Source organism: Micromonospora sp. NPDC051227 (assembly GCF_044455385.1).
Lineage (GTDB): Bacteria > Actinomycetota > Actinomycetes > Mycobacteriales > Micromonosporaceae > Micromonospora.
Genome location: NZ_JBITET010000012.1, coordinates 70,503 through 95,497 on the forward strand (window position 1 = coordinate 70,503; position 24,995 = coordinate 95,497).

The 24,995-nt window shown below is 71.7% G+C and carries 26 protein-coding genes and 1 tRNA gene; 11 read left to right on the forward strand and 16 right to left on the reverse strand.

Annotation, left to right across the window (positions count from 1 at the left end):
- Window positions 1–8 precede the first annotated feature (8 nt).
- Together ACIA47_RS25365 and ACIA47_RS25370 are read right to left on the reverse strand one after the other, a co-directional pair.
- Window positions 9–1,151: a polysaccharide pyruvyl transferase family protein gene (locus ACIA47_RS25365; RefSeq protein ID WP_112675897.1), complete on the reverse strand. Its 1,143-nt coding sequence runs from the start codon at window positions 1,149–1,151 to the stop codon at window positions 9–11.
- A 93-nt stretch (window positions 1,152–1,244) separates the two neighbouring features.
- On the reverse strand, window positions 1,245–1,724 hold the full coding sequence (locus ACIA47_RS25370) for a GNAT family N-acetyltransferase (protein WP_396711015.1): 480 nt from the start codon (window positions 1,722–1,724) through the stop codon (window positions 1,245–1,247).
- 123 nt (window positions 1,725–1,847) lie between these two features.
- Between ACIA47_RS25370 and ACIA47_RS25375 the strand changes: the two genes are divergently transcribed.
- The gene (locus ACIA47_RS25375; protein WP_396711016.1) at window positions 1,848–2,636 is read left to right on the forward strand and encodes a glycosyltransferase; all 789 of its coding nucleotides are present in this window, start codon (window positions 1,848–1,850) and stop codon (window positions 2,634–2,636) included.
- A gap of 286 nt (window positions 2,637–2,922) precedes the next feature.
- Here the strand turns inward: ACIA47_RS25375 and ACIA47_RS25380 are convergent, their stop codons facing one another.
- Window positions 2,923–3,552 carry an HAD-IA family hydrolase gene (locus ACIA47_RS25380; RefSeq protein ID WP_396711017.1) on the reverse strand — a complete coding sequence of 210 codons (630 nt, stop codon included), beginning with the start codon at window positions 3,550–3,552 and terminating at the stop codon, window positions 2,923–2,925.
- Between the two features lie 176 nt (window positions 3,553–3,728).
- Here ACIA47_RS25380 and ACIA47_RS25385 point away from each other — a divergent pair, with 176 nt between their 5' ends.
- Window positions 3,729–3,917, forward strand: a complete 189-nt coding sequence (locus ACIA47_RS25385) for an SDR family oxidoreductase (RefSeq protein ID WP_396711018.1) — start codon at window positions 3,729–3,731, stop codon at window positions 3,915–3,917.
- Window positions 3,918–4,009: 92 nt separating this feature from the next.
- On the opposite strand, the gene ACIA47_RS25390 is transcribed toward ACIA47_RS25385, so the two are convergent.
- Genes ACIA47_RS25390 through ACIA47_RS25400 form a run of 3 tightly spaced genes read right to left on the reverse strand, consistent with a single transcriptional unit; the run spans window position 4,010 to window position 5,242 of the window.
- Window positions 4,010–4,558, reverse strand: a complete 549-nt coding sequence (locus tag ACIA47_RS25390) for a hypothetical protein (protein ID WP_396711019.1) — start codon at window positions 4,556–4,558, stop codon at window positions 4,010–4,012.
- 7 nt (window positions 4,559–4,565) lie between these two features.
- Window positions 4,566–4,790: a heavy-metal-associated domain-containing protein gene (locus ACIA47_RS25395; RefSeq protein WP_396711021.1), complete on the reverse strand. Its 225-nt coding sequence runs from the start codon at window positions 4,788–4,790 to the stop codon at window positions 4,566–4,568.
- Window positions 4,787–5,242, reverse strand: a complete 456-nt coding sequence (locus ACIA47_RS25400; protein ID WP_396711023.1) for a nuclear transport factor 2 family protein — start codon at window positions 5,240–5,242, stop codon at window positions 4,787–4,789. The genes ACIA47_RS25395 and ACIA47_RS25400 overlap by 4 nt, the downstream gene beginning before the upstream one ends.
- A gap of 84 nt (window positions 5,243–5,326) precedes the next feature.
- Here ACIA47_RS25400 and ACIA47_RS25405 point away from each other — a divergent pair, with 84 nt between their 5' ends.
- Window positions 5,327–5,914, forward strand: coding sequence for a TetR/AcrR family transcriptional regulator (locus tag ACIA47_RS25405; protein ID WP_396711024.1), 588 nt, complete (start codon window positions 5,327–5,329; stop codon window positions 5,912–5,914).
- Between the two features lie 25 nt (window positions 5,915–5,939).
- Here ACIA47_RS25405 and ACIA47_RS25410 read toward each other — a convergent pair.
- The 5 genes from ACIA47_RS25410 to ACIA47_RS25430 all read right to left on the reverse strand — a co-directional run bounded on the left by ACIA47_RS25410 (window position 5,940) and on the right by ACIA47_RS25430 (window position 10,163).
- Window positions 5,940–6,011 (reverse strand) — tRNA-Val (locus ACIA47_RS25410).
- Between the two features lie 76 nt (window positions 6,012–6,087).
- Complete coding sequence (locus ACIA47_RS25415) at window positions 6,088–6,552, reverse strand: peroxiredoxin (RefSeq protein WP_091409339.1); 465 nt, start codon at window positions 6,550–6,552, stop codon at window positions 6,088–6,090.
- 117 nt (window positions 6,553–6,669) lie between these two features.
- Window positions 6,670–7,107 (reverse strand): DUF3052 domain-containing protein, encoded by a 438-nt coding sequence (locus tag ACIA47_RS25420; RefSeq protein ID WP_030330240.1) that lies wholly within the window; start codon window positions 7,105–7,107, stop codon window positions 6,670–6,672.
- A gap of 113 nt (window positions 7,108–7,220) precedes the next feature.
- Entirely contained in the window at window positions 7,221–9,707 is a 2,487-nt protein-coding gene (locus ACIA47_RS25425) for a thiamine pyrophosphate-dependent enzyme (RefSeq protein ID WP_396711025.1), read from the reverse strand.
- A 51-nt stretch (window positions 9,708–9,758) separates the two neighbouring features.
- Window positions 9,759–10,163, reverse strand: coding sequence for a MarR family winged helix-turn-helix transcriptional regulator (locus ACIA47_RS25430; RefSeq protein ID WP_396711115.1), 405 nt, complete (start codon window positions 10,161–10,163; stop codon window positions 9,759–9,761).
- A gap of 309 nt (window positions 10,164–10,472) precedes the next feature.
- Here ACIA47_RS25430 and ACIA47_RS25435 point away from each other — a divergent pair, with 309 nt between their 5' ends.
- A complete protein-coding gene (locus ACIA47_RS25435; RefSeq protein ID WP_396711026.1) occupies window positions 10,473–12,116 on the forward strand; it encodes an alkaline phosphatase D family protein in 1,644 nt (547 codons plus the stop codon).
- A gap of 104 nt (window positions 12,117–12,220) precedes the next feature.
- Here ACIA47_RS25435 and ACIA47_RS25440 read toward each other — a convergent pair whose 3' ends face one another.
- Window positions 12,221–12,625: a YjbQ family protein gene (locus ACIA47_RS25440; protein ID WP_396711027.1), complete on the reverse strand. Its 405-nt coding sequence runs from the start codon at window positions 12,623–12,625 to the stop codon at window positions 12,221–12,223.
- 26 nt (window positions 12,626–12,651) lie between these two features.
- Window positions 12,652–13,005, reverse strand: coding sequence for a hypothetical protein (locus tag ACIA47_RS25445; RefSeq protein WP_396711028.1), 354 nt, complete (start codon window positions 13,003–13,005; stop codon window positions 12,652–12,654).
- 151 nt (window positions 13,006–13,156) lie between these two features.
- Between ACIA47_RS25445 and aceE the strand changes: the two genes are divergently transcribed.
- Entirely contained in the window at window positions 13,157–15,895 is a 2,739-nt protein-coding gene (gene aceE / locus ACIA47_RS25450; RefSeq protein ID WP_396711030.1) for a pyruvate dehydrogenase (acetyl-transferring), homodimeric type, read from the forward strand.
- Window positions 15,896–16,029: 134 nt separating this feature from the next.
- Here aceE and ACIA47_RS25455 read toward each other — a convergent pair whose 3' ends face one another.
- Window positions 16,030–16,476: an SRPBCC family protein gene (locus ACIA47_RS25455; protein ID WP_396711031.1), complete on the reverse strand. Its 447-nt coding sequence runs from the start codon at window positions 16,474–16,476 to the stop codon at window positions 16,030–16,032.
- Window positions 16,477–16,664: 188 nt separating this feature from the next.
- Here ACIA47_RS25455 and ACIA47_RS25460 point away from each other — a divergent pair, with 188 nt between their 5' ends.
- Genes ACIA47_RS25460 through gltX form a run of 3 tightly spaced genes read left to right on the forward strand, consistent with a single transcriptional unit; the run spans window position 16,665 to window position 20,744 of the window.
- The gene (locus ACIA47_RS25460) at window positions 16,665–18,014 is read left to right on the forward strand and encodes a GH1 family beta-glucosidase (protein WP_396711032.1); all 1,350 of its coding nucleotides are present in this window, start codon (window positions 16,665–16,667) and stop codon (window positions 18,012–18,014) included.
- A complete protein-coding gene (locus ACIA47_RS25465; protein WP_112582590.1) occupies window positions 18,011–19,288 on the forward strand; it encodes an MFS transporter in 1,278 nt (425 codons plus the stop codon). Before ACIA47_RS25460 ends, ACIA47_RS25465 begins: the two co-directional genes overlap by 4 nt.
- A 46-nt stretch (window positions 19,289–19,334) precedes the next feature.
- The gene (gene gltX, locus ACIA47_RS25470; protein ID WP_396711033.1) at window positions 19,335–20,744 is read left to right on the forward strand and encodes a glutamate--tRNA ligase; all 1,410 of its coding nucleotides are present in this window, start codon (window positions 19,335–19,337) and stop codon (window positions 20,742–20,744) included.
- Window positions 20,745–20,917: 173 nt separating this feature from the next.
- On the opposite strand, the gene ACIA47_RS25475 is transcribed toward gltX, so the two are convergent.
- Window positions 20,918–21,523: a copper resistance protein CopC gene (locus ACIA47_RS25475; RefSeq protein WP_396711034.1), complete on the reverse strand. Its 606-nt coding sequence runs from the start codon at window positions 21,521–21,523 to the stop codon at window positions 20,918–20,920.
- A gap of 252 nt (window positions 21,524–21,775) precedes the next feature.
- Here ACIA47_RS25475 and ACIA47_RS25480 point away from each other — a divergent pair, with 252 nt between their 5' ends.
- Window positions 21,776–22,426 carry a hypothetical protein gene (locus ACIA47_RS25480; RefSeq protein WP_396711035.1) on the forward strand — a complete coding sequence of 217 codons (651 nt, stop codon included), beginning with the start codon at window positions 21,776–21,778 and terminating at the stop codon, window positions 22,424–22,426.
- A 40-nt stretch (window positions 22,427–22,466) separates the two neighbouring features.
- On the opposite strand, the gene ACIA47_RS25485 is transcribed toward ACIA47_RS25480, so the two are convergent.
- Window positions 22,467–22,796 (reverse strand): hypothetical protein, encoded by a 330-nt coding sequence (locus tag ACIA47_RS25485; RefSeq protein ID WP_112582586.1) that lies wholly within the window; start codon window positions 22,794–22,796, stop codon window positions 22,467–22,469.
- A 314-nt stretch (window positions 22,797–23,110) separates the two neighbouring features.
- Between ACIA47_RS25485 and ACIA47_RS25490 the strand changes: the two genes are divergently transcribed.
- Together ACIA47_RS25490 and ACIA47_RS25495 are read left to right on the forward strand one after the other, a co-directional pair.
- Entirely contained in the window at window positions 23,111–24,295 is a 1,185-nt protein-coding gene (locus ACIA47_RS25490; RefSeq protein ID WP_396711036.1) for a sensor histidine kinase, read from the forward strand.
- Window positions 24,292–24,993, forward strand: a complete 702-nt coding sequence (locus ACIA47_RS25495) for a response regulator (RefSeq protein ID WP_396711037.1) — start codon at window positions 24,292–24,294, stop codon at window positions 24,991–24,993. Before ACIA47_RS25490 ends, ACIA47_RS25495 begins: the two co-directional genes overlap by 4 nt.
- Window positions 24,994–24,995: the final 2 nt, after the last annotated feature.

Below are 24,995 nucleotides of genomic sequence, written 5' to 3' on the forward strand. Positions count from 1 at the left end.
CCGCCCGCTCAGACCCGGGTGAGGGCCTGGCTTCGCAGGCTCTCCAACACGCCGCGGGTGACCTCCGAGGTCCCCCGCGCCTGATCGCACACCTCCGCCACCCGTCGTGCGGTGGCCTCGGCGCGTTGCTCCCGCTCGTCCCAGAGTCGGTCGACCTCGGCCAGCAGTGGCCCCTCTACCTCCCGCTCCACGCCGCGTAGCGCCGGCACGCCGAGTCGTTGGGCCAGGTCGAAGACCTTGCCGGCGTACGGCAGGGGCAGGAACGGCGTACCGACCATCGCCGCGAAGATCAGGAAGTGCAGGCGCATGCCGACGACCAGGTCGAAGTGGCGCATCAGCCCCAGCACCTGCTGCGGAGAGTAGGTGCCGTGCAGGATGCGACCCCGCTCGGCGGCGACCATGTGCGACAGCACCCCGTGGGAGTGCCGGATGTCGTCGCGCTCCATCGGTACGAACAGCACGTACGCGTCGATCCGGTGCACCAGGAAGTCACCGATCTGGGCCAGCAGCCGGTGGTAGCCGTCCACGTCGAGGCGTTCGGCGGCCCGGCCCGGCTCCCGCACGCTGATCCCGACGAGGCGCTTGCCGACCGGCACACCCTCCTCGGCCAGCAGGTGGGCCGGGAACTCCTCCGGTTGCAGGAGGAACGCCGGGTCCGCGGTGACCGTGATCGGGTTGAGCAGACCGGCCTCCTCCAGCACCATCCGGGACTCCTGGTCCCGGACGGTCACCTGGGTCGCGCTGGAGAGCGTTTCCCGGACCATGCCGGTGTCCACCCCGTCGCTGAGCGGCCCGACCCCCACCGCGTACGTGATCAGCGGCAGGCCGCGTTCCTGGGCCACCCGGACCACCCGCAGGTAACGGCGGGCCTCCCGGTCGTACAGGATGCCGCCACCGCCCAGGATGAGGAGGTCGAGCTGGGCCAGGACCAGGGCAGAGTCGGTCCGGCTCACGCCCTCCCAGGGCACCGCTTCGACGTCCGGGTGTGCGGCCCTGGTGTGCTCCGGGTTCCTGGAGAAGACGATGATCCGGGCGTTCGGTTCCTGCGTACGCAGATCGGTGAGCAGGCCGGTGAGGATCGCCTCGTCGCCGAGGTTTCGCCCACCGTACGAGCCCAGCACACCGATGGTCAGTCCGGCGCCGTGCGTCATCCGTCGCTCCTCCCCAGGTGCGGTCCGCGCCGGTTTCCCGCTGGGCAGGTGAACAGTCCTGCCGAGGGGACCCGTCCCCGGGCCGCCGCCGGCTCAGCTCGCCGGGGTGAGGCGCTTCGCCATCTGCTGCGAGGTGACCTCGAAGCCCAGGCTGCGGTAGAGGCCGATCGCCACGGTGTTCGTACCGAAGACGTTCAGACCCAGCTCGGGCACGCCGAGCTGGACGAGTTCAGCCTCGATGAGCTGGATCATCCGCCGCGCGTACCCGTGTCCGCGGTGTTCCTCCTGCACCTCGATGTTGTGGATCCAGGCCTGGTCCGGGGCGGCGGCCGCCGGCAGGGTCACCCAGATCCAGCCGACCTCGGTGTCGCCGACCCGGCCCACCCGCAGCAACGCCCTCTCGGTGGCCACGCCCGCCGGCAGCGACTCCCGGATCTGGTCGACCGACCGTTCCAGGGCCGCCTCCGGGGTCATCCCCCGGTGCGCCACCAGGTCATCGGCGTACCCCTGCTCCAGTGGCCCCCGCAAGCGGTCCAGCTCTGGTGCCGTCATCGGCGTCAGCGTCAACTCCACCGCGTCTCCCCCTTCGTCGTCGCCAGCGGGTAGTGCAGCAGAACGGGCCCGGGGACGCCAACCGTTTCCCCGCCCGGGGCGGACCGGACGGCCGGGGGTGCGCGGGCCGGCCACGATGGCAACGTGCGGATCGCCCACGTCAGCGACAGCCACCTCACCAACCCGGAGGGGGTGGCCACCTCGGTCGGCACCACAGTGGCGCTGCTGCGCGCCGCCGGGCACCGCGTCGTGCTGCACAGCCCCGGCCCACTGCCCCGGTGTCGCCGCCGACCGGGCGAGGTGCCCTCGCTGTCGGTGCCGACCCGGCCGTACCGGTTGGCGCTGCCCCGGGCGCCCAGCGCACCGGTCGACGTGGTGCACGTGCACACCACCGGGCCGCTCGGCGTCGCCGGCCTGCGGTGGGCTGCCACCCGGGGCGTACCGACCGTGCTGACCTGGCACACCGACCTCGTCGCGTACGCCGCGCACTACCCGGAGATCCCGATCGGGGCCGCGTACGCCGGCCTGCGGCTGGGCCTGCGCTGGCGGGCGGGCGACCTGTGGGCGCTCGCGCACCCCGGACCGGGTCGACAGGCCCGGCTGGCGGCGCTCGGGCGAACCCTCCTGGCCCACACCACTGTCCTGATCGCTCCTTCGACGAAGACCGCGGCGATGATGGCGACGATGGCGGGGCGTACCCCGATCGTGGTCCTGCCGACCCCGGCCGCCGCGGCTACTACCGGGCGGCGGACGTGCTCGCGTTCACCTCCACCACCGACACGCAGGGCCTGGTGCTCGCCGAGGCCGAGGCGTACGGACTGCCGGTGGCCATGGTGGACACTCTGCTCGCCGAGCGGCCCGGCACCGGCACCACTCGACCGGTCGCCCAGCCCAGCCCGGCGGCGTTCGGGGCGTTGCTCACCCGGCTGCTGACCGAGCGGGAGTTGCGCGGGGCCGTGATCCGGGACGGCCGGGCGGCGGCGACGGACTGGTCCGCGGAGCACTACCTGGCCGAGCTGGTCAAGCTGTACGCGTCGCTGCCGCCCGTCAGCCCGGCGGGAGCTGCCATCGGAAAGGCGCGGCGAGGTGACGCGGGGGCCAGGTCGGAGCGACCAGTCGGCCCGGCGCCGGGAACCGGGCGCAGCTGCTCGTCGTGGCGTTCATCGATGCGGCGGTGGTAGCGCACCTGACCACCCACCGGCGCACTGGCTGACAGTGGTCAGGGTGCCGACGGCGTCGACTCCAGTTGGTGCGCCAGTTGGGCCAGGTCGCGCAGACGCAGGTCGCCGTCGAGGCCCTTCAGCGCGGCGGTCATCGCCCCGGCCGCCCGGCCGGCCCGCAGGCCGACCGCGGCGTCCTCGACGACCAGGCACCGCCCCACGGGTACGTCCAGCAGCGCCGCGCCCCGCAGGTAGCCCTCCGGGTCCGGCTTGCCCACGCTGACGTCCTCCACCGTGACGAGCACCGACGCCTTGATGCCGGCGGCGCCGAGCCGGGCCTCGGCGAGCCGCCTATCGGCGCTGGTCACCACCGCCCAGGGCAACCCCAGCCGGGCCAGCGTGTTCAGCAGCTCGTGCGCCCCGGGGGTAGCCGTCACGTCGGACAGGTCGTCGTACTGCAACGCCAACTGCCGGGCCGCGGCAGTGGCGACCGCGGCATCGTCGAGCGCGGGCAGCAGCCGGCGGATGGTCCGGTCGGCCGGGCTGCCGTGCGCAATCGCCAGCGCCGCCGCCGGGTCGACGGCGTACTCGGCGGCCCACCGCTCCCAGGCCCGCTCCACTGCGGCGTCGGAGTCCACAAGGGTGCCATCCATGTCGAACAGCACCGCGCCAATGCCTGCCAGTTCCACGACCACGCTCCCCGAATCGCTCGCCTCACCCTCCCCCACCTCGCAAGATCCGCGCAACTTCGGTGATCCTGCTGTCTCGTCGGCTGGTGAGGCAGCAGGATCCGTGAAGTTGCGCGGATCATGGCGGCCCGCCGGGTCCGCGGGCCGTCCGGCAGGACGCCGCGCGGGCCGCCATCGTGGTGAAGCAGATCGAGGCGCTGGGCCCGGCGGACGGACCGAACGCGGCGGCGATCAGCGGATTCACCGCCGTCGGCCGGTACGCTCGCCCCGCCGATATCGCTGCCACCGTCGCGCACCTGACCAGCCCCGAGGCCGGCTACGTGACCGGTGCGGTGGTCAACGTCGACGGCGGCTTCACCAGCTGAGGGACCCGGGCGGCGTCGCCGCGCCATCCGGCGCCGCCCGGCCTCAACGATCGGCGGGTGCGCCGCCGCGACAGGTGAGGAACGCCAGCTCGTCAGCCGTCGTGACCCAACACCGGGCGTACCGTGTCGACGAACGAGATCCGGCGCTTCGTCCGTACCTCGATCGCCGCGAGCCAGCGCTCCCGGTGCCGGTCGCGCAGCGGCGCGCTCCCGTCGCCCGACTCGTCACCGAGTCGGCGCTGGTCGGCGTACTCCGTGGTGAGGCTGGTCAACACGGCCCGGCCGGCCGCCGCGACCTCCGCCGGGCCCTCCAGCAACACCAGGTTGTACGCCTCGTCCACGGCGCGCATCGCCGCGTACGCCTCGTCGTAGCCGGGCACCGGCTCACCCCCGCCGGCGTCCAGCCACCGCCGGTCCAACTGCCGGTACGCCTGGTCGCAGGCGCTCAGGAACCCGACGTACGCGTCCCGCCGCAGCTCATCCCGACGCGTCGCCCGGCGCTCGGCACTCTCCTGCCGGGCGACGGTGAGCTGGTGAGCCAGTTGCCGACGGGTGCTGAGCGCGCCGACCAGCCCGGTCAGGGCGGCGGCGGCCAACGTGGACAGTGAGGTGATCAGCGCGACGGCTACGGTGTCCTGCACCCACCCATCATGGCGGTGACGGAATTTGACCGGGCAGTTCGTAGCCGGCTTCCTCGACCGCGGCACGTACCTCGGCGATGTCGAGAGGTCGATCGCTCGTCACCGTGGCAGTGTCGCGTTCGACGTCCACCGCCACGGCGGTGACGCCGGGAATCCGTTCGATCTCCTCGGCGACGAAGCCCGCACAGTGCCCGCAGGCCATACCGATCACCCGATAGCCGCTGACGGTCATGCCGGCGACCGCCTTGGGTCCGGCGAGGGCTCCGCGCCGCCCTCGGCCGGGGCGGCACCGCTGTCCTTGGCGGGAACCGATCGGGTGAGCATGTGGGCCTGGCGCATTCGCCCGTCGACAGCGAACTGCCCGAAGAAGTGGACGTCCACACTGCCTGCCCGCTTCGAGGTCTGGAAGTGCAGTGTGTAGCGGGCGGCGATCCGGCCCCCATCTGCTATGGCCTCATGCACCTCCCACCGGGCGTCGGTCTGATGCTTCCGCGCCGGGCGGGTGTGCGCGATGAGCTTGGCGCGGTCCATCAGGTTGCCGTCGGCGAACTGCACAATGTCGGGCGTGTGGTATCGGTCGACGACCACTGCCGGATCTTCGTCGCCCCGAACCAGATCGTTCGTGAAGGAGGTAAAGAAGTTGGCGATGAACTCTTTCGGATTGATGCCATCGAGACCGCCCATGTCACCCACTATCAGCTTGTGATTCGATGAATCTTTACGGCCTGTAAAATATCGCCCTCCGATAACTTTGGCAAGGTGTAAGAGATGATTGGCTCAGCAGACCGCAACCGACGTGCCGACGCCCGCCGCAACAGCAGCGCGATCCTCGACGCGGCAGTCCGACTGCTCGACGCGCAGCCCGACGCGAGCCTCGACGCCATCGCCAGCGCCGCCGGCGTGACCCGGCAGACCGTTTACGCCCACTTCCCGTCCCGCGAGCACCTGATGGCCGCCGTCGTCCGACAGATCACCGACGAGGCCGTCGCCGCGATGGACGCCGCCGACCCAGACAACGGATCCGCCACGGAGGCGCTGATCCGCGTCCTCCAAGCCGGCGCCCAGACCGCCACGCGCTATCCGGCCCTCATCCAGCAGATCGCGTCACTTCCGGTGAGCCCGCACGTCGACGAGGAGCGCCACGCACCGGTCGCCGACCGGATCAATCGCGTGATTCAACGCGGTCAGACGAGCGGCGAGTTCGACAAAGGACTCCCGGCCGGCTGGCTGGCCGCGATCACCATCAAACTCGGCCACGCCGCAGGCGAGGAGGTCGACGCCGGCCGGATGTCTCCGGCCGAGGCCGCCGAGGCGCTGCGTACAGTCCTGATCAGGATGCTGCGCCCCGGAGCATGATGTGGTTTCGGCAGATGGTGAAGGGTGGGCGCGGCAGGTTTCGAACCTGCGACCCCCCGCTTGTAAGGCGGGTGCTCTCCCACTGAGCTACGCGCCCGGATCGCCCGTGTGGCGGGCCGGTGGCTGGCAAGCTTACCTGCCCGCCACCGACCCGGGCGCACGGCGTACCCCGGTCAGTTGGTCGCTTCGGCGATGGCCTTGCGCCAGCCCTGCTGGTCGCGGGCCTCGCCCGGGCCGTTCATCTCGGCGAAGCGGACCACTCCGGTCTTGTCGATGACGAAGGTGCCCCGGTTGGCGAAGCCGGCCACGTCGTTGAAGACCCCGTACGCCTGGGCGACGGCGCCGTGCGGCCAGAAGTCGGCCAGCATGGGGAACTGGTAGCCCTCACGGTCGGCCCAGATCTTGTGACTGTAGGCCGAGTCGACGCTGACGGTCAGCACCTGGACGTCGTCGTTCACGTACTCGCCGAGGTTGTCGCGCACCTCGCCCAACTCGCCCTGGCAGGTGCCGGTGAAGGCGAGCGGGTAGAAGACCAGCAGCACGACGCGCCTGCCCCGGAAGTCCGAGAGGCGAACCTCCTGGTTGTTCTGGTCCTTGAGCACGAAGTCGGGTGCTTCGGCACCAACCTCGATGGGCATGCGAACTCTCCTCGCTGCTCGGCCTCGCCGGTGCCGGCGACGGCGTCGAGTCGGGGTGACGGCACCAGCCTGCTACCCGGCGGTGGGCGGACCGTCGGGCGAGCGGAGCGGCGCTGGCTACTTCTTGGCCTTGGCCCCTCGACGCAGCACCAGACGGGCGCCGCTCCAGTCCCGGCCGGCGTTGACGGTCGAGGTCTGCTGAAGGCCGGCGGTGGGCGCGGACTCCGCGACCTCACTCGGCTCGACGTGCCCCTCGCGCCCCGCCTTCGGGGTGAGCAGCCACACGACGCCGTTGTCGGCCAGCGGGCCGAGGGCATCGACGAGCAGCTCGAAAAGGTCGCCGTCGCCGTCCCGGTACCAAACCAGCACCGCGTCGACCACCTCGTCGGTGTCCTCGTCGACCAGATCTCCACAGCGGTCGGTCAGGGCGTCTCGGAGATCCTGGTCGACGTCGTCGTCGTACCCCATCTCCATGACGACCATCCCCGGTTCGATCCCGAACCGGTCCGCCAGGCTGCGTACCCCGTCGGCGGCCTGACCAGCGGTCGCGCTCACTGTCGCGTGCCTCCTCATCTCGTCCCTGCTCGCGGCGTCGGTGCGACGGCCGTCAGGCAGAGTCCACACAGTTGTTGGTCTGCGCGCAAGTGGCGCACCGGGTGGAACGGAATTTACCGTGCCAGCAGCGTACGGGCACCGTCGGTAATGGCTTCCGCGGAGACCAGTACGTGACGTGCTGCCGGACCTAATGGTACAAACGAGTCAACTCCCGCCACTCGACGTGCGGCACCGACATATCCGGCGTCGACCAGCGCGGCGATCACGCCCTCGCCGACCCCGCCGGAACGGCGCGTCTCGTCCACCACCAGCACCCGGCCGGTCGCCGAGGACTCCCGGATGATGTCGGCCACCGGCAGCGGAGCCAGCCAGCGCAGATCCACCACGCGGGTGCCCACCCCCTCCTCGGCGAGGACCGCCGCGGCCCGCAGCGACATCCGTACCCCGTTACCGAAGGTGATGATGGTGAGGTCGTCCGCCGAGCCGACCCGGTAGACCCGGGCCCGCCCGATCGGCACGTGCCCGGCCACCCATCCACCCGGCTCCGGATAGCCGGCCAGCCACTCCCCGTCACCCTCCGTGTAAAGGTCGCGGGTGTGGTAGAGCGCGATCGGTTCCAGGAACACGCAGACACTGCCGTCCACCGCCGCGCTCGCCAGACAGGTCCGCAGCATGGGCGCGGCGTCGTCCGGCCGCGCCGGCACCGCGACCACCAGACCGGGCACATCCCGGAGTACGGCCACCGAGTTGTCGTTGTGGAAGTGCCCGCCGAACCCCTCCTGGTACGCCAGGCCCGCCACCCGCACCACCATCGGGTTGCGGAACGCCCCCTGCGAGAAGAACCGCATGGTGGCCGCCTCACCGCGCAGCTGGTCCTCGGCGTTGTGCAGATACGCCAGGTACTGGATCTCCGGCACCGGCAGCATCCCGGCCAGCCCGGCACCGAGGCCCAGCCCGAGCACCGACGTCTCGTCGAGCAGGGTGTCGAAGACCCGGGCCGCCCCGAACCGGTCGCGCAGCCCCTTCGTCACCCCGTACACGCCGCCCTTGGCGGCCACGTCCTCACCGAAGAGCGCCATCTGCGGGTGGTCGAGCATTCCGTCGGCGAGCGCGGCGTTGATGCTCTGCGCCAGGGTCATCGGCCCGGCCAGCTCCGGCGGCTTGCCGCCGAACGCCTCCGCCCGGGCGCCCGCGCCCGGCCCGCTGGCCCGCGCCGCGGCGTCGGCCACCGCCCGCGCCACCCGCACGGGACGGCGTGGCGCCAGCGCCGACACCACGTCGGCCGCGGAGGCCAGCTTCGGCTCGCCCAGCACCTCCTCGGCCAGCCGGCGTACCTGCCAGCCGGTCTCGTCGTACCGGGCCAGCAGCTCTTCGCCGGTCGCCACGCCGGCGTCGACCAGCAGCCGCGCGGTGGCGGCCACCGGGTCCCGGTCCAGGTCCTCGGCCAGCTCGGCCGGACTCCGGTACGCCGACTCCGCGTCCGCCCCGGCATGCCCCATCAGCCGTACGGTGCGCAGGTGCAGCACGGCCGGCCGCCGGTTGCGGCGTACCCAGGCTGCGGCCTCCGCCGCCACCTCGTACGTCCGCACCGGGTCGGTCCCGTCCGCGCTGAAGTAGCGGATGCCCGGCTTGGCCCGCAGGGTCGCCTCGACCCAGCCCTCCGGCGAGCGGACGCTGATGCCCAGCCCGTTGTCCTCGCAGACGAAGAGCACCGGAATCCGCAGCCCGGCGTGGTCGTACCACCCGGCGGTGTTGAAGGCGGCGGTGGCGCTGGCGTGGTTGACCGAGGCGTCGCCGAAGGAGCAGACCACTATCGCGTCCGGTGGCCAGGGCGCGTGCGTGGCGCCCGCGCCACTGCCCACCCGCACCCCGGCCCCGTTACGCCGGCCGGCGCTGTCCAGCCGGCGCAGCCGCTCCACGGCCAGTCCCATTCCGACCGCGCGGGGCAGGTGCGAGGCGATGGTGGAGGTGGTCGGCACGATGGCCAGGTCCGCTCGGCCGAACACCTTGTGCCGGCCCCCGGCGATCGGCTCAAGGCTGGACGCGACCATCCCGCGCAGCACGTCCCGGGCGGCGTCGGCGTACGCCGCGAACCCGTTGGCGGCCCCGGTAGCCGAGGTCGGTCCGGTTGCGGCCGGCTCCGATCCGGACACCTGCGGATCGGCGCTCGACTCGAAGTCGCGGGTCGATCCGGCGTCGACGGTCGACTCAGGCTCGGCGGACGGCTCGGGGTCGGCGATCAGCGCCGGGCCGGCGGCGACCTGAGCGGCGCGGAGGCAGTAGAAGGCGCCCGATCGGTAGTGCAGCAGCGCCGGATCGGTGGGACGCAGCGCGGCGGCGACAGCGGCGTTGCCCTCGTGCCCGGCCGAGCCGATGGTGTAGAAACCCTCCCCGAAGCTGCGCAACCAGCGGCCGGCCAGGTCGAGCTGCCGGCTGGTCACCTGCGCGTCGAACAGGTTCAGCACCTGCGCGCCGGTCAGCGGGGCGTCGTCGGTGACCGGGTCGGCGGGGTCACGCCGCCGCTCGGCGGCAGGCAGCGCCGCCAGCGTCTCCCGGAACCGGTCGTCGAGATCTTGCGGGGTGGTCACGTCGGACAGCATTACCGACGGAAGCCCTGCTCGCCCAGTGGGACACGGCCGGCGGGGGTGCGCTCACTCCGGCCCGAAGGACTCCGGACAGCCGCCGTCGGACACCTTCCAGACCAGGTCACGAAGGGTGCTCAGCTCCTCGTCGTTCAGCCCGGACAGGAGTCGGGAGTCGGACATCACCTCGATCACCCGGGCCCGCACGACGCGGCCCTCCTCGGTCACCACCAGCGTCTTCTGCCGCCGGTCCGTCGGGTCGGTGCGGCGCTCGACCAGCCCGGCTAGCTCCAGCTTGTCGACCAGCACCGTCACGTTCGACCGGTCACAACCCAACTGGTCGGCGAGATCCCGGGCCGGCAGCGGGTGGTCCGGGTCCAACTCCCGCAGCGCCCGGGCCGCCGCCGGGGTGAGCCCCAACTCGGCGAACGCGGAACCCTGCCGGTGTCGCAGTGCGGCCGTGACGTGCGCCATCCGCCGCACCACATCGACGGCGAGACCAGCGCGATCCACAGGTTCACCTGCCGCGGGACCCACCTCCTGCGTCACGGCCACATCGTACGCAGTGCGCCGGTCGTCCAAGCTCAGCGATCAGGTTCGGGCACACCGGCCGGCCGGATCACCCGTCGGACGGCGGATCGGTCGGCGGCGGGTCCGGACGGATCGACAGCGCTCATCGGTGTTCGACTGCCGGCGACGAGCAGGGCCACTCGCTGTCACCTGTCGGCCACCGGGGCTCGCGAGGCTCCCGGAGTCACGAAGATCGGACTCTGGGGAGGATTCGTGTCACTGTCCCGACGTACCATCCTGCTGTCCGGCGCACTCGGCGCCGCGGGCGCGGTCACCGGGCTGCCGGCGGCGGCCGGCGCGGCGGCGGGCCGGCCGCTGGCCTATCCGTTCACCCTCGGTGTGGCCTCCGGCGATCCCGACCACGACGGGTTCGTGTTGTGGACCCGCCTGGCCCCGCAGCCACTGGCGGAGGACGGCCTCGGCGGCATGCCGGACCGCGACGTGCCGGTGCACTGGGAGTTGGCCGCCGACGAGCGGTTCCGGCATGTGGTGCGCCGCGGGGTCGCGGTCGCCCGCACCCGCTCGGCGCACAGCGTGCACGTGGAGTTGGCCGGCCTGCTGCCAGGGCGCGAGTACTTCTACCGGTTCCGTGCCGAGCGCCACGTCTCGCCGACCGGACGCACCCGCACCGCCCCGGCACCGTGGACCATGCCGGCCGCCCTGGCGATGGGCTTCGCCTCCTGCTCCCAGTACGAGCACGGCTACTTCACCGCCTACCGGCGGCTGGCCGAGACCGAGCCGGAGCTGATCCTGCACCTGGGCGACTACCAGTACGAGTACGCCCCGGACACGTACAACGTCCCCGGTGGCAACCCGCGTGACCACGAGGGACCGGAGACTCGGACGCTGGCCAACTACCGGCAGCGGCACGCCCAGTACAAGACCGACGCCGACCTGCAGGCCGCGCACGCGGTGGCGCCGTGGGCGGTGGTGTTCGACGACCACGAGGTGGAGAACAACTGGGCCGACGAGGTGCCCGAGGCGCCGGACCCGGAGTTCCCCGCGCGGCGGGCGGCGGCGTTCCAGGCGTACTACGAGAACATGCCGTTGCGGCGCACCTCGATCCCCCGCGGCATCGACATGCAGCTCTACCGGCGGGTGCGCTGGGGGCGGCTGGCCACGTTCCACATGCTCGACACCCGGCAGTACCGCGACGACCAGGCCTGCGGCGACGGCTACCGGGACTGCGCGGCGGCATCCGACCCGGCCCGGTCGATCACCGGGGCCGAGCAGGAGGCGTGGCTCCTGGACGGCTTCCGTCGCTCGGACGCCCAGTGGGACATCCTGGGCCAGCAGGTCTTCTTCGCTCAACGGGACAACAACTCCGGCCCGCTCACCGTCACCAGCATGGACTCCTGGGACGGCTACGTCGCCTCCCGGGACCGCATCACCCGGGGTTGGTTGGCCGCCGGGGTACGCAACCCGGTGGTGCTGACCGGCGACGTGCACGCGCACTGGGCCAGCGATCTCAAGCTGGACTATGCCGACCCGACCTCGCGCACCGTCGGCACCGAACTGGTCTGCTCCTCGATCACCTCGACGGGTGACGGCGCGGACTCGGCGTCCGGCTCGCACCCGTGGTTCGCGTTCAACCCGCACCTGCGCTTCCAGAACAACCTGCGGGGGTACGTGCGCACCACGATCACCCCGGGACAGCTCACCGCCGACTTCGACGTGCTGCCGTACGTCAGTCGGCCGGGCGCGCCCGCGCACACCCGGGCCTCGTTCGTGATCGAGGACCGCGTGCCCGGCCTGCACCAGACGGCGGACAACCCGGTCCCGTCAGCGGTCCGCAGCGCCGCGCCGTCCGCGGACCCCGGCCAGCAGACCGTCGACCAGGAGACGGTCCGCCCGTAAGCCGCCCGACGCGTCACGATCCGCACGGCGCCGCCTCACTCCCGGTCCAGGCGGCAGTTGCGGGGACGCCGCGCGGATCGTGACGCGAGACGGCGGCGCGGCCGTCAGGCGGGGAGGAAGGAGAAGCGAACCTGGCGGGTCGGGTTGTCGCCGTTGGTGTCGACCAGGCAGATCGACTGCCAGGTGCCGAGTGCCAACCGGCCGCCGAGCACCGGCAGCGTGGCGTACGGCGGGATGAACGCCGGCAGCACGTGATCACGGCCGTGGCCGGGCGAGCCGTGTCGGTGCCGCCAGCGGTCCTCGGTGGGGAGCAGGTCGGCCAGCGCGCTGAGCAGGTCGTCGTCGGAGCCCGACCCGGTTTCGATGATCGCCAGGCCGGCGGTGGCGTGCGGCACGAAGACGTGCAGCAGGCCGTCGCCCTCGCCCGAGACGAACTGCTGGGCCTCCGCGGTGATGTCCCGGACGGTCGGCCGGGACCCGGTCTGGACGGTGATCACGTCGCTGCGCATACGTCGCATTCTGCCGCAGGGTGCGGTCAGGAGCTGCCGCCACCGCCGCCAGAGTCGCCGCCACCGGACCAGCCGCCACCGGAGTCACCGCCGGACCAGCCGCCACCGGAGTCACCGCTGGACCAGCCCCAGCCGGACCAGCCTCCCCCGGAGTCGCCGCTGCCGCCGGCCGGCTCCGTACCGTCGGGGCTGTCGTGGTCGCCGTCCCGCTGGCGGCCGACGTGCCCGCTCCCGGCGTCTCCCAGTCCCACCATCGGCAGGTTGCCGGAGGCGAGGGCGACGGCGCCGATGACCAGGCCGACCACCCCGACGACGATCATGCTCGCGGCGACCGCGACACGGCGTCCGTTCGTGGCGGCAACGGTAGGAGGAGCGGTCAAACCACTCAGTCTTCACTCGGTCGTCGCGCTAAGTTACCGGCGAGTACCTGTGTTCAGCATCGCGTCGGGGGGACCTAGACGTGACGACGGGTGCCACCAGGGGGCAGGATGGCGCTAGAGACCTATCCCACACACAACCGAGGGAACGCCTGTGGCTACGGAACGCAAGCGCCCGGTGATCAGCGACGGCCTACCGAGCCAGCTTCCGGACATCGACCCTGAAGAGACCAGCGAATGGGTCGAGTCGCTTGACGGTGTCATCGACGAACGCGGGGCCAAACGCGCCCGCTACGTCATGCTGCGCCTGCTGGAGCGGGCCCGTGAGCGCCAGGTCGGGGTTCCGCCCCTGACCACCACCGATTACATCAACACCATCCCGTCGGAGCGCGAGCCCTGGTTCCCGGGTGACGAGCACGTCGAGCGGAGGATCCGGGCGTACGTCCGGTGGAACGCCGCCATGCTGGTGCACCGGGCGCAGCGCCCGGAGATCGGCGTCGGCGGGCACATCTCCACCTTCGCCAGCTCGGCGTCGCTCTACGAGGTGGGCTTCAACCACTTCTTCCGGGGCAAGAACCACCCGGGCGGTGGCGACCAGATCTTCTACCAGGGCCACGCCTCCCCCGGCATGTACGCACGGGCGTTCCTGGAGGGGCGGCTCAGCGAGCACCAGCTCGACGGGTTCCGCCAGGAGCTGTCGCACCCCGGTGGTGGGCTGCCCTCGTACCCGCACCCCCGGCTGATGCCGGACTTCTGGGAGTTCCCCACCGTCTCGATGGGCCTCGGCGGTCTGAACGCGATCTACCAGGCCCGGTTCAACCGGTACCTGCAGCACCGCGGCATCAAGGACACCTCCCAGCAGCACGTCTGGGCATTCCTCGGCGACGGCGAGATGGACGAGCCGGAGACGCTCGGCGCCATCGGCGTCGCCGCTCGCGAGGAACTGGACAACCTCACCTTCGTGATCAACTGCAATCTGCAGCGGCTGGACGGCCCGGTCCGGGGCAACGGCAAGGTCATGCAGGAGCTGGAGGCGTTCTTCCGGGGTGCCGGCTGGAACGTGATCAAGGTCGTCTGGGGTCGTGAGTGGGACCCGCTGCTCGCCGCGGACACCGACGGCGCGTTGGTCAACCTCATGAACACCACGACCGACGGCGACTACCAGACCTACAAGGCCGAGTCCGGCGCGTACGTGCGGGAGCACTTCTTCGGCCGTGACACCCGGACCCGCAAGATGGTCGAGCCGCTGAGCGACGACGAGATCTGGAACCTCAAGCGGGGTGGGCACGACTACCGCAAGCTCTACGCGGCCTACAAGGCGGCCACCGAGCACACCGGTCAGCCCACCGTCATCCTGGCGAAGACGATCAAGGGCTGGACCCTCGGCTCGCACTTCGAGGGCCGCAACGCGACCCACCAGATGAAGAAGCTGACGCTGGAGGACTTGAAGACCTTCCGCGACCGGCTCTACCTGGACATCCAGGACTCGGCGCTGGAGGAGAACCCCTACCTGCCGCCGTACTTCCACCCGGGCGAGAAGTCCGAGGAGCTGGCGTACCTCAAGGAGCGGCGCGAGCAGCTCGGCGGGTACCTGCCGTCCCGGCGTACCAGCACGAAGCGGCTGGCCATCCCCGGGCCGGAGCGGTTCGCCGACATCAAGCGCGGCTCGGGCAAGCAGAAGGTGGCCACCACGCAGGCCTTCGTCCGTCTGCTCAAGGACGTGATGAAGGACAAGGAGTTCGGCAAGCGTTGGGTGCCGATCATCCCGGACGAGGCCCGCACCTTCGGTCTCGACTCGATCTTCCCGACCGCGAAGATCTACTCGCCGCACGGCCAGCGCTACACCTCGGTCGACCGGGAGCTGTTCCTGTCGTACAAGGAGTCGACGACCGGGCAGATTCTGCACGAGGGGATCAACGAGGCCGGTTCGGTGGCCTCGTTCACCGCGGCCGGCTCGGCGTACGCCACGCACGACGAACCGATGATCCCGATGTACATCTTCTACTCGATGTTCGGGTTCCAGCGGACCGCCGACGGGCTGTGGGCCGCGGCCGACCAGATGGCCCGGGGCTTCCTGCTCGGCGCCACCGCGGGTCGGACCACGCTCAACGGTGAGGGCCTTCAGCACGAGGACGGGCACTCGCTGCTGATCGCCGCGACCAACCCGGCCGTGGTGGCGTACGACCCGGCGTTCGCGTACGAGATCGCGCACATTCTGGAGCAGGGTCTGCACCGGATGTACGGGGACGCGCAGGAGAACGTCTTCTACTACCTGACGGTCTACAACGAGCCGACCCTCCAGCCGGCCGAACCGGCCGACGTGGACGTGGAGGGCCTGCTCAAGGGCATCTACCGCTACTCGCCGGCCCCGCAGGTCGACGGCCCGAAGGCCAATCTGCTCGCCTCGGGCACCGGGATGCAGTGGGCGCTCAAGGCCCAGCAGCTCCTCGCCCAGGACTGGGGGGTTGGTGCCGACGTCTGGTCGGTGACCTCCTGGACCGAGCTGCGCCGTGACGCGGTGGAGACCGAGGAGTACAACCTGCTCAACCCGGGCGCCGAGGCGAAGGTTCCGTACATCCAGCAGAAGCTGGCCGAGGCGGACGGGCCGAAGATCGCGGTCAGCGACTTCATGCGCGCGGTACCGGATCTGATCGCCCGCTGGGTACCCGGCGACTACACGTCGCTCGGCACCGACGGTTTCGGCATGTCGGACACCCGGCACGCGCTGCGCCGGCACTTCCACGTCGACGCGGAGTCGATCGTGGTGGCCACGCTGCGGCAGCTCGCCCGCAGCGGCGCGGTGGCGACCACGGTGCCGGCCGAGGCCGCCAAGAAATACGCGATCGACGACGTCAACGCCGCCCCGGTCGGCGAGACCGGCGGCGACAGCTGACCCAGCACCACTGAGGAGGGCCCGGCGCATCCGCGCCGGGCCCTCCTCAGTGTTCGGAGCGGCGGTGGTCCGGGGGCCCTGGCGGGGATCCGGACCACCGCCGTCGCGGGTGACGCCGGGAGGATGGGCGCTCGTCAGCCGACGGCGGCCAGGTCGGTGAGCCGGGCCAGCGAGTCCTCCAGGTCGGCGCCGACCCGACGCAGTCCGAGGCGCAGCAGGGCCGCCTTGACCGGGCCGGCCGGCCAGCGGACCACGATGAGGCGCACGATGGTTCCGCCCTCCTCCTCGTCTGCGGTGAGCTGGACGTAGATTTCGGTGCGCGCCTCCGCACGAGCACCGGCACCCCTCGCCCGTTCCCGCCAGCCGATCAGCGTCGGCTCCTGGTAGGCGATCACCTCGGCCTCATGCGCCGAGCCGCGCCCCGCCTGGACCAGTTGTCGCCGCCCGAAGCCCTCTCCCGAGAGCACTTCGGCCGCACGGACCCCGGCCAGCCAGGCCGGCAACTGCTCGGCCCGCTGCACGACATCCCAGACCACTTCAATTGGCGCCGCCACGTGCGCACTGCGTTCCACGAGGATCATTTCCGTCTTTCCTCCGGTGAGGACATCCCACGATATCGGCACTCTATGCGCTAAATCGGACTTACCTGGACGGGTTCGGAAAAAGACACGCCGATCAACCATTGCGCATTGCGCCAGGCCGGCCTATGGCGCATTCATCGACAGCGCCCTAAAGTCCCGAGCACGTTTCACGTTGACCGGGAGGGCGCATGTCGACCGCACCGATGCCCCAGTTCCCCACCGGCTTCCGCTGGGGCGTCTCCACCTCGGCCCACCAGATCGAGGGCGCCGCCACTGCCGACGGCCGAGCTCCGTCCATCTGGGACACCTTCGCGCGCTCCCCCGGGCGGATCAGCGACGGCAGCAGCGGCGAGGTGGCCTGCGACCACTACCACCGGCATTCCGAGGACGTGGCGTTGCTGGCCGGCCTGGGCGTCTCCGCGTACCGGTTCTCCATCGCCTGGCCCCGCATCCAGCCCACCGGCGCCGGCCCGGCCAACCCTGCCGGCCTGGACTTCTACGACCGCCTGGTGGACGAGTTGCTGGTCGCCGACGTCGACCCGGTGGCCACCCTCTACCACTGGGATCTGCCGCAACCCCTCGAAGACGCCGGCGGCTGGCTGCACCGCGACACCGCCGCCCGGTTCGCCGAGTACGCCGAGAAGGCCGCCGCCCGCCTCGGCGACCGCGTCCGGCTCTGGATCACCCTCAACGAGCCGTTCATCCACATGAGCCTCGGCTACGGCATGGGTGTGCACGCCCCCGGCCGGATGCTGCTGTTCGACGCCTTCCCGGTCGCCCACCACCAACTGCTCGGGCACGGGCTCGCGGTCGCCGCGCTGCGGACCCACTCCTCCAGCCCGGTGGCGATCGCCAACAACTACTCGCCGGTGCGGGTGCTCGGCGACCGCGACGCCGACCGGGCCGCCGGGGCGGCGTACGAGGCGCTGCACAACCGGCTCTTCACCGACCCGCTGCTGGGCCGCGGCTACCCGGATCTGCCCGGCTTCGACCCGAGCGTCATCCACCCCGGCGACCTCGACACGATCGCCACGCCGATCGACGTGCTCGGCGTGAACTACTACAACCCCACCGGGGTACGGGCAGCCGAGGAGGGCTCACCCCTGCCGTTCGACCTCGTGCCGCTGGACGGCTATCCGCGTACCGCCTTCGACTGGCCGGTGGCCCCCGACGGGCTACGCGAACTGCTCGGCTGGCTGCGCGACACCTACGGCGACGCGCTGCCGCCCATCGAGATCACCGAAAGCGGCTGCGCGTACGACGACGCACCCGACGCCGACGGGCAGGTGGCCGACCCGGAGCGGATCGCGTACCTCGACGGGCACCTGCGGGCGGTCCGGTCCGCCATCGACGACGGGGTGGACGTCCGCGGGTACTTCGTCTGGTCGCTGCTGGACAACTGGGAGTGGGCCGAGGGGTTCACCAAGCGCTTCGGTCTGGTGCACGTCGACTACGCCACCCAGACCCGTACGCCGAAGTCGTCGTACACCTGGTTGCGGGACGTGATCGCGGCCAGCCGGCCCGGGTCGGCGCGGTGACCACCCTCGACCCGACGCCGGCCTCGCTGCCGGCGGCACTCGCCGAGCCGACGGTGCCGGTGCGGCGCGGCTGGATCGGTCTGATCTTCGCGGCCAACCTCGGCGTGTGGATGGCGTTCTTCACGCCCATCCAGGTGCTGCTGCCGCAACAGATCGAGCAGATCGCGCCCGGCGACAAGGAGAACATGCTGGCCGTGGTCACCGGCCTCGGCGCGCTGGCCGCGGTGCTGGCCAACCCCCTGGCGGGTGCGTTCTCCGACCGGACCTGCCTGCGGATCGCCGGCCGTGAGTTCGGTCGTCGGCACGTCTGGACGGCGGGCGGGGCCGTGCTCGGCGCGGCGGCCCTGGTGCTGCTGGCCCAGCAACGGACCATCCTCGGCGTCGCCCTCGGCTGGGTCGCCGCGCAGGTCTGCTTCAACGCGATGCTGGCCAGCCTCACCGCCGCCATCCCGGACCGGGTCCCGGTGCGCCAGCGCGGCGGGGTCTCCGGGTGGGTGGGCATCCCGCAGGCGCTCGGGCTGGTGCTCGGCGCTGTGCTGGTCACCGCCGTCGTCACCGGCAACGCCGCCGGCTACCTGGCCATCGCCGTGGCCATCCTGCTGCTGTCGCTGCCGTTCGCGCTGCTCACCCCCGACGAACCGCTGCCGCGTACCCATCGGCCTGCGATCCGGACGCGGGCGCTGCTGGCCTCGATGTGGATCAGCCCTCGCCGGCACCCGGATTTCGCCTGGGCCTGGATCACCCGGTTCCTGGTCCAGTTGGGCAACGCCCTGGGCACCCTCTACCTGCTGTACTTCCTCAGCGACGGGGTGCGCCACCCCGACCCCGAGGGCGGCCTGCTGGTGCTGATCCTGCTCTACACGCTCGGGATGATGTTGACCGCTGTGGTCGCCGGCCGGCTGTCCGACCGTTCCGGCCGCCGCAAGATCTACGTGATCGTCTCCGGGCTGATCATGGCGGTGGCGGCGCTACTGCTCGCTGTCGCGCCGGTCTGGCCGATGGCGATCGTCGCCGCGCTGCTGCTCGGCGCCGGCTACGGCGTCTACCTCTCGGTGGACGCCGCGTTGATCACCCAGGTGCTGCCCCGAGCCACCGACCGGGCCAAGGACCTGGGCGTCATCAACATCGCCAACTCGGCGCCGCAGGTGCTCGGCCCGGCGCTCTCCGCCCCGCTCGTGGTGTACCTGGGCGGCTATCCCACGCTCTACGCGGTCACCGCCGTGGTCACCCTGCTCGGCAGCGCGCTGGTCGTCAAGATCCGCTCGGTGCCCTAGGGGGCGGTGGCGGAAAGCAGTCGCGTACCGCCGTAGGCTGGGGGGCGTGACAGTACGTGTGCGCTTCGCCCCCTCCCCGACCGGCATGTTCCACGTCGGCGGCGCCCGCTCGGCGCTGCAGAACTGGATCTACGCCAAGCAGCAGGGCGGCGTGTTCGTGCTTCGCATCGAGGACACCGACGCGGCGCGCAACAAACCCGAGTGGACCGAGGGCATCCTCTCCGCGCTGGACTGGATCGGGATCTCCCGGGGCAGCTACGAGGGCCCGTACTTCCAGTCGGCGAACGCGGGCGAGCACCGGGCTGCGGCCGCGCGCCTGTACGAGTCGGGCCGCGCCTACTACTGCGACTGCACCCGTGAGGACGTGCAGGTCCGCACCGGCTCGCAGTACCAGGGCTATGACGGCTACCACCGCGACCGTGGCCTCGGCCCCGGCCCGGGGCACGCCCTGCGCTTCCGTACGCCCGACGAGGGCGCGACAGTGGTGGTCGACCTGATCCGTGGTGAGCCCACGTTCGAGAACAAGCTCATCGAGGACTTCGTCATCGCCCGGGGCGACGGCTCGCCGGTCTTCCTGCTGGCCAACGTCGTCGACGACATGACCATGGGGATCACCCACGTGATCCGGGCCGAGGAGCACCTGCCCAACACCCCCAAGCAGCAACTGCTCTGGGAAGCCCTCGGGGTCAAGCCGCCGATCTGGGCGCACGTGCCGGTGGTGGTCAACGAGAAGCGTCAGAAGCTGTCCAAGCGCCGGGACAAGGTCGCCCTGGAGGCGTACCGCGACGAGGGTTACCTGGCCGGCGCGATGCGCAACTACCTCATGCTGCTCGGCTGGGCCCCCTCCGGCGACCGGGAGATCGTTCCCTGGTCGGTCATCGAGGACGAGTTCCGGCTGGACGAGGTCAACCTCTCCTCGGCGTTCTTCGACGAGAAGAAGCTGCGCGCGTTCAACGGCGAGTACATTCGCGCGCTGCCGGTGGCCGAGTTCATCGACGCCTGCCAGCCGTGGCTGACCGGCACCGGGACCATCGCGCCACCGCCGTGGCAGCCTGAGGAGTTCGACGCCGACGCGTTCGCCGCAGTGGCGCCGCTGGCCCAGACGCGGATCGCGGTGCTCAGCGAGATCGTGCCGAACGTCGACTTCCTCTTCCTGGCCTCACCGCTGATCGACGAGGCCGCCTGGACCAAGACGATGAAGGACGGTTCCGCCGAGCTGCTGGACGACGCCGTCGCGGCGTTCGAGGCGCTGGAGTCCTGGGACGCCGAGTCGTTGAAGTCGACCCTGGAGGCGGTCGGCGCCGAGCGGGGCCTCAAGCTCGGCAAGACGCAGGCGCCGGTGCGGGTCGCTGTCACCGGCCGCACCGTCGGTCTGCCGCTGTTCGAGTCGCTGGAGGTGCTCGGTCGCGAGCGCACCCTGACCCGGATGCGCGCCGCCCGCCTGCGCCTGGTCTGACTGTCGCTCGTCGACGCGTCACGAGCGCGTCGCCGGTGCAACTCCGCATCGCCCTGTCCTTTGCTCTGCACCCCAATAGGCGCCGGTCGCAGACCGTAGCCGTCGCCTCCGCGGGTGCAGAGCAAAGGATGACCCGCGCACCTGACCCACCGGGAGCGGTGAGTATCAGACGGTCACCGAACTCGTCGCTGGCGGCGGAACACGAGACCGGCCGCGAGGGCAGCGAGCAGCACCAGACCGCCGAGCGCCCAGAGCCACCAGCGGCCGCCGGAGTCCGACTGCTCCGACGCCGCCGGCACCGTCGAGGCCGTCGAGCCGTCGGGCGTCGCCGACGTAGGCCCGGCCGAGGGCGCGCCGACGGCCGAGGGCGAGCCGGACGGGCTGGTGCCGGCGGCGGCCGACGGCGAGGCGGACGGGTCGGCCGCGGTGCCGGTGGTGAGGGTGAACCGCACCTCGCCCTTCACCGGGTGCCCGTCGGACGACGCGAGCTGGTAGCCGACGATGTAGAGCCCGGCGGCGGCCGGCTTGAACGGCACCCGCACCCGACTGCCGTCGAAGGCGGGAGTCCCGCCAGCGACCACATTGTCCGGTCCGGTTATTGTGATCTTCGTCGTAGTCGGCGACGGCTTGGCGAGGAACCGCAGCTCGACGCGGGCGGGTGCCGTCGCCACGCGGGCGCCGTCGAGCGGGTTGCTGCCGGTCAGCTGGTTGTGGGCGGCGGCCGGAGTCGCCGGCACCAGAAACGACACACCGAACGCCACGCCGAGCACCACTGGCATGACCCGCACCGTACGTGTAACCCTGCCCCCCATGAACCCCTCCGTAAGGGTACGATCCGCCCGCTGATCAAACGGCTCCTCATTAGTCGAGCAGAGATCGCAGATAGTTCCAATTACTGTTCCGAAAGCTGCAACTCATCGACGTTCTGCGGAGTCTGTAGGAGTGGACGCGACCATCCGGTCGATGCCGCACCGGCAGATCGGTCCAGACGTCACGACGAAGCCATCCATCGAACGGGGCGAGGAGGCGGGATGGTCCGACACATGAGGCGGTTGGCCGCCGTGTTGGCGGGCACGCTGGCGGTGGCTCTGCTGTCGCTTGGCACCGCCGGCTCGGCCTCGGCGGCGCCGAAGCCGGCACCCGCCGGAGTGGACATCACCGGCACGGGGCTGTCCGAGCCGCTGCGGTTGCACGCGGACAAGGAGCCCGCCCTCGTGGGCGCGGTCGTCGACCAGGTCAACTTCCTCGCTCGCACCGGCATGCCGACCGGTCCGAAGGCAGCAAACCTCGGTCCGAAATACACTGTCGTGGTGCTCGCCGGCGAGACGCCGAAGCAGACCTACGACCTCTATCCCAAGGCGATCGGCGGCCCCCGCGTCTACCGGCCGGCGAAGCAGCCGGACGGGCGCAAGACCAGCGCCGGGTGGTTCCTGGGTCGGCTCAGCATGTCCGAGACCCTGCGCACCGCCGGTGTGCCGCTGGAGCGGCAGTTCGACACTGTCAGTGGCGGCGCGGGCGGCGGCGAGCGCGTGCTCCCGGAGGACACGCTCGACCCGGCGAAGGACCTCGACGAGGCGCTCGGCGACCTGCAACACCTGCTGCTGCTCAACGTCGGCGTAATGCTGACCATCACGGTCGGCCTCGCCGGGATCGCACTGCTGATCCGCCGGCGCACGCGCTGACCCGACGCACTCGCCTATGCAGCGAGTGCGTCGGCGGTGCTCAGCACCAGCGGCGCGGTGGGCGCTCCCGGCGGGTGGCCCGCGGCCGCGGTCGGACCGCGCCGTGCCGGTGCGCCCCGGCCCAGCCGGGAAGTTCGCTGAGGCAACCAGCGGGGACATCCGAGTCGGGCTCGGCGAGACCGGCGGGCTCGGCGGAGCGCTGACGCGGCAGCACGGGCTCGTCATCGACGCGCCCGTGCAGTGGCTCCACCGGATGCGATGGTGCGCCGCCGACCGGCCGGCGGTGCTTGCCAGCCGCCTGCGGGTCGTGGTGCCCCGGCCGGCAGGGCTCGCCCTGGGCGCAGCCGTGCTCGGCCTCCCCGTGCGCCATCCCCGGTCTCCTCACGCTCGCCTCACCCTCGGATGCTCTCCCCGAGGTGCCCTGTCACCGTACTGGCCGGGACCGACGGGCCGCGCGCAGCGTACCCGGGGTCCGGACCGGCCGGTCCTCGAAGACGCCGCTGAGCGCGGGGCCCGGTTACGCAGTTCGCAGCTTCTTTGCGTGCCGTTCACCCAACGCGTCACGGCCGAGGACCGTCCTGACGGTCGGTAAGGGTCCGCGTACCCCTTTCGGCGCATGGTGGTGCGGTCAAGGTCCTCCCCCGGTCGGAGTTCGGCGGGCGACGACTGTGGTGGGATCGGGGCATGCGTGCGCCACCGTGGCTCGACTCCGGCACCCTCGGCCGCGACCTCTTGCTGGCCTGCGCGTCGCTGGCCGGTGGCCTGGTGCTGTACACCCTGGGCTGGCAACCGCAGGTTCGTCCGGGCACGGACGTGCCGTCGGCGTTGTTCCTGCCGCCGCTGGTGGCGGTCTGCGTCGCCGTCGGCCTACGGCGGGTCGCACCGCGCGCCAGCCTGGCCGTGGGGACCGGCGCGCTGGTGGTCGACACGGCGCTGGGCAGTTCGCTGGGCACGGTCCTGATCTACACGCAGGTGCTCTACGACGCCTGCGTGTACGGTCCGCCCCGGCTGTGGCGGTGGTTGCTGCGGATCACCGTGGCGCTGAGCCTGGTCGGGGCGATCGGCGGCGTGCTCGGGTACGGCCAGTGGCGCGGGGCGGCGCTCGGGGTGCTGGTGGTGCTCGTCGGGCTGCTGCCGGTCCTGACCGGCATCAGTGTGCGGCAGTACCGCGATCAGGCCGCTGCCGAGCGGGCGCGGGCCGAGCAGACCGCCCGGCTTGTCGAGTTGGACCGTCGGCAGGCGGTCAGCGCCGAACGGGCCCGGATGGCCCGGGAGCTGCACGACGTGGTCGCGAACCACCTCAGCGCGGTGGCCATCCACGCCACCGCAGTGCTCTCCGTGCCCGGGTTGGATCGCGGTCAGGTGGAGTCGGCGTTGCGGGTGATCCGGGAGAGCAGCGTGCAGGGCCTCGCCGAGATGCGTCAGATGATCGAGGTGCTGCGCGAGCCCGGGACCAACGCCGACCCGGCCACGCCGGAGGTGGTCACCGCGCGGCTGGCCGAGGCGGACGGACTGGTCGACCGGGTGCGGGCGGCCGGTCTCACGGTGCGGGTTCGGACCGACGGCACGCCGGGCGCGTTGCCGGTGGGGGTGGACCTCGCCGCGTACCGGATCGTGCAGGAGTCGCTGACGAACGCGCTCAAGCACGGCACGGGTGAGGCGGAGCTGACGATCGCGTACCGGCCGGCCGAGGTGGTGCTGACGGTGGAGAACCCGGTCCGCCGGGGCGGGGTCGGGCTGCCGGGCGCCGGGGCCGGGCTGATTGGCATGCGGGAGCGGGCCACCCTGCTGGCCGGTCGGCTCACCGCCGGGCCGCACGACGGCCGCTGGCAGGTGCGAGCGGCCCTGCCCACCGGGGAGGGCGGGTGACCGGGCCGGTGCGGCCGCCGGACGACGCGGGCCCGGCGACGGTACGGGTGGTGCTCGCCGACGACCAGCCGGCGGTACGGGCCGGACTGGCCCTGATCCTGAGCGGCTCAGCGGGCATCGAGGTGGTCGGCGAGGCGGCCGACGGCGACGCCGCGGTGCGCCTGTGCCGGGAGCTGCGCCCCGACGTGGCGGTGCTGGATGTACGGATGCCGCACCGGGACGGGATCTCCGCGACCCGGGCGATCGTCAGCGACAGGCTCGCCGACGTGCTGGTGCTCACCACCTTCGACCTGGACGAGTACGTCTTCGGGGCGTTGCGGGCCGGCGCGGCCGGGTTCCTGCTCAAGGACACCGACGCAGAGGGCCTGGTCAGCGCGGTGCGGACGGTGGCGCGGGGCGACGGGTTCATCGCGCCCACTGTGACCCGCCGGCTGATCACCGCATTCGCGGCCACCGCGCCGGGTGCGTCGGCGGACGCCCGGGCGGCGCTGGGCACCCTCACCCCACGCGAGCGTGACGTGCTGGCCTGCCTCGGGTTGGGCCTGTCCAACCAGCAGATCGCCGATCGACTGGTGCTCGCGGAGAGCACCACCAAGACCCACGTGAGCCGGATCCTGGCGAAACTGGACCTGCGCAGCCGGGTGCAGGCCGCGATCCTGGCCCAGGAGGTGGGCCTGCCCGCTCCCCCGCGGTCGTGAGA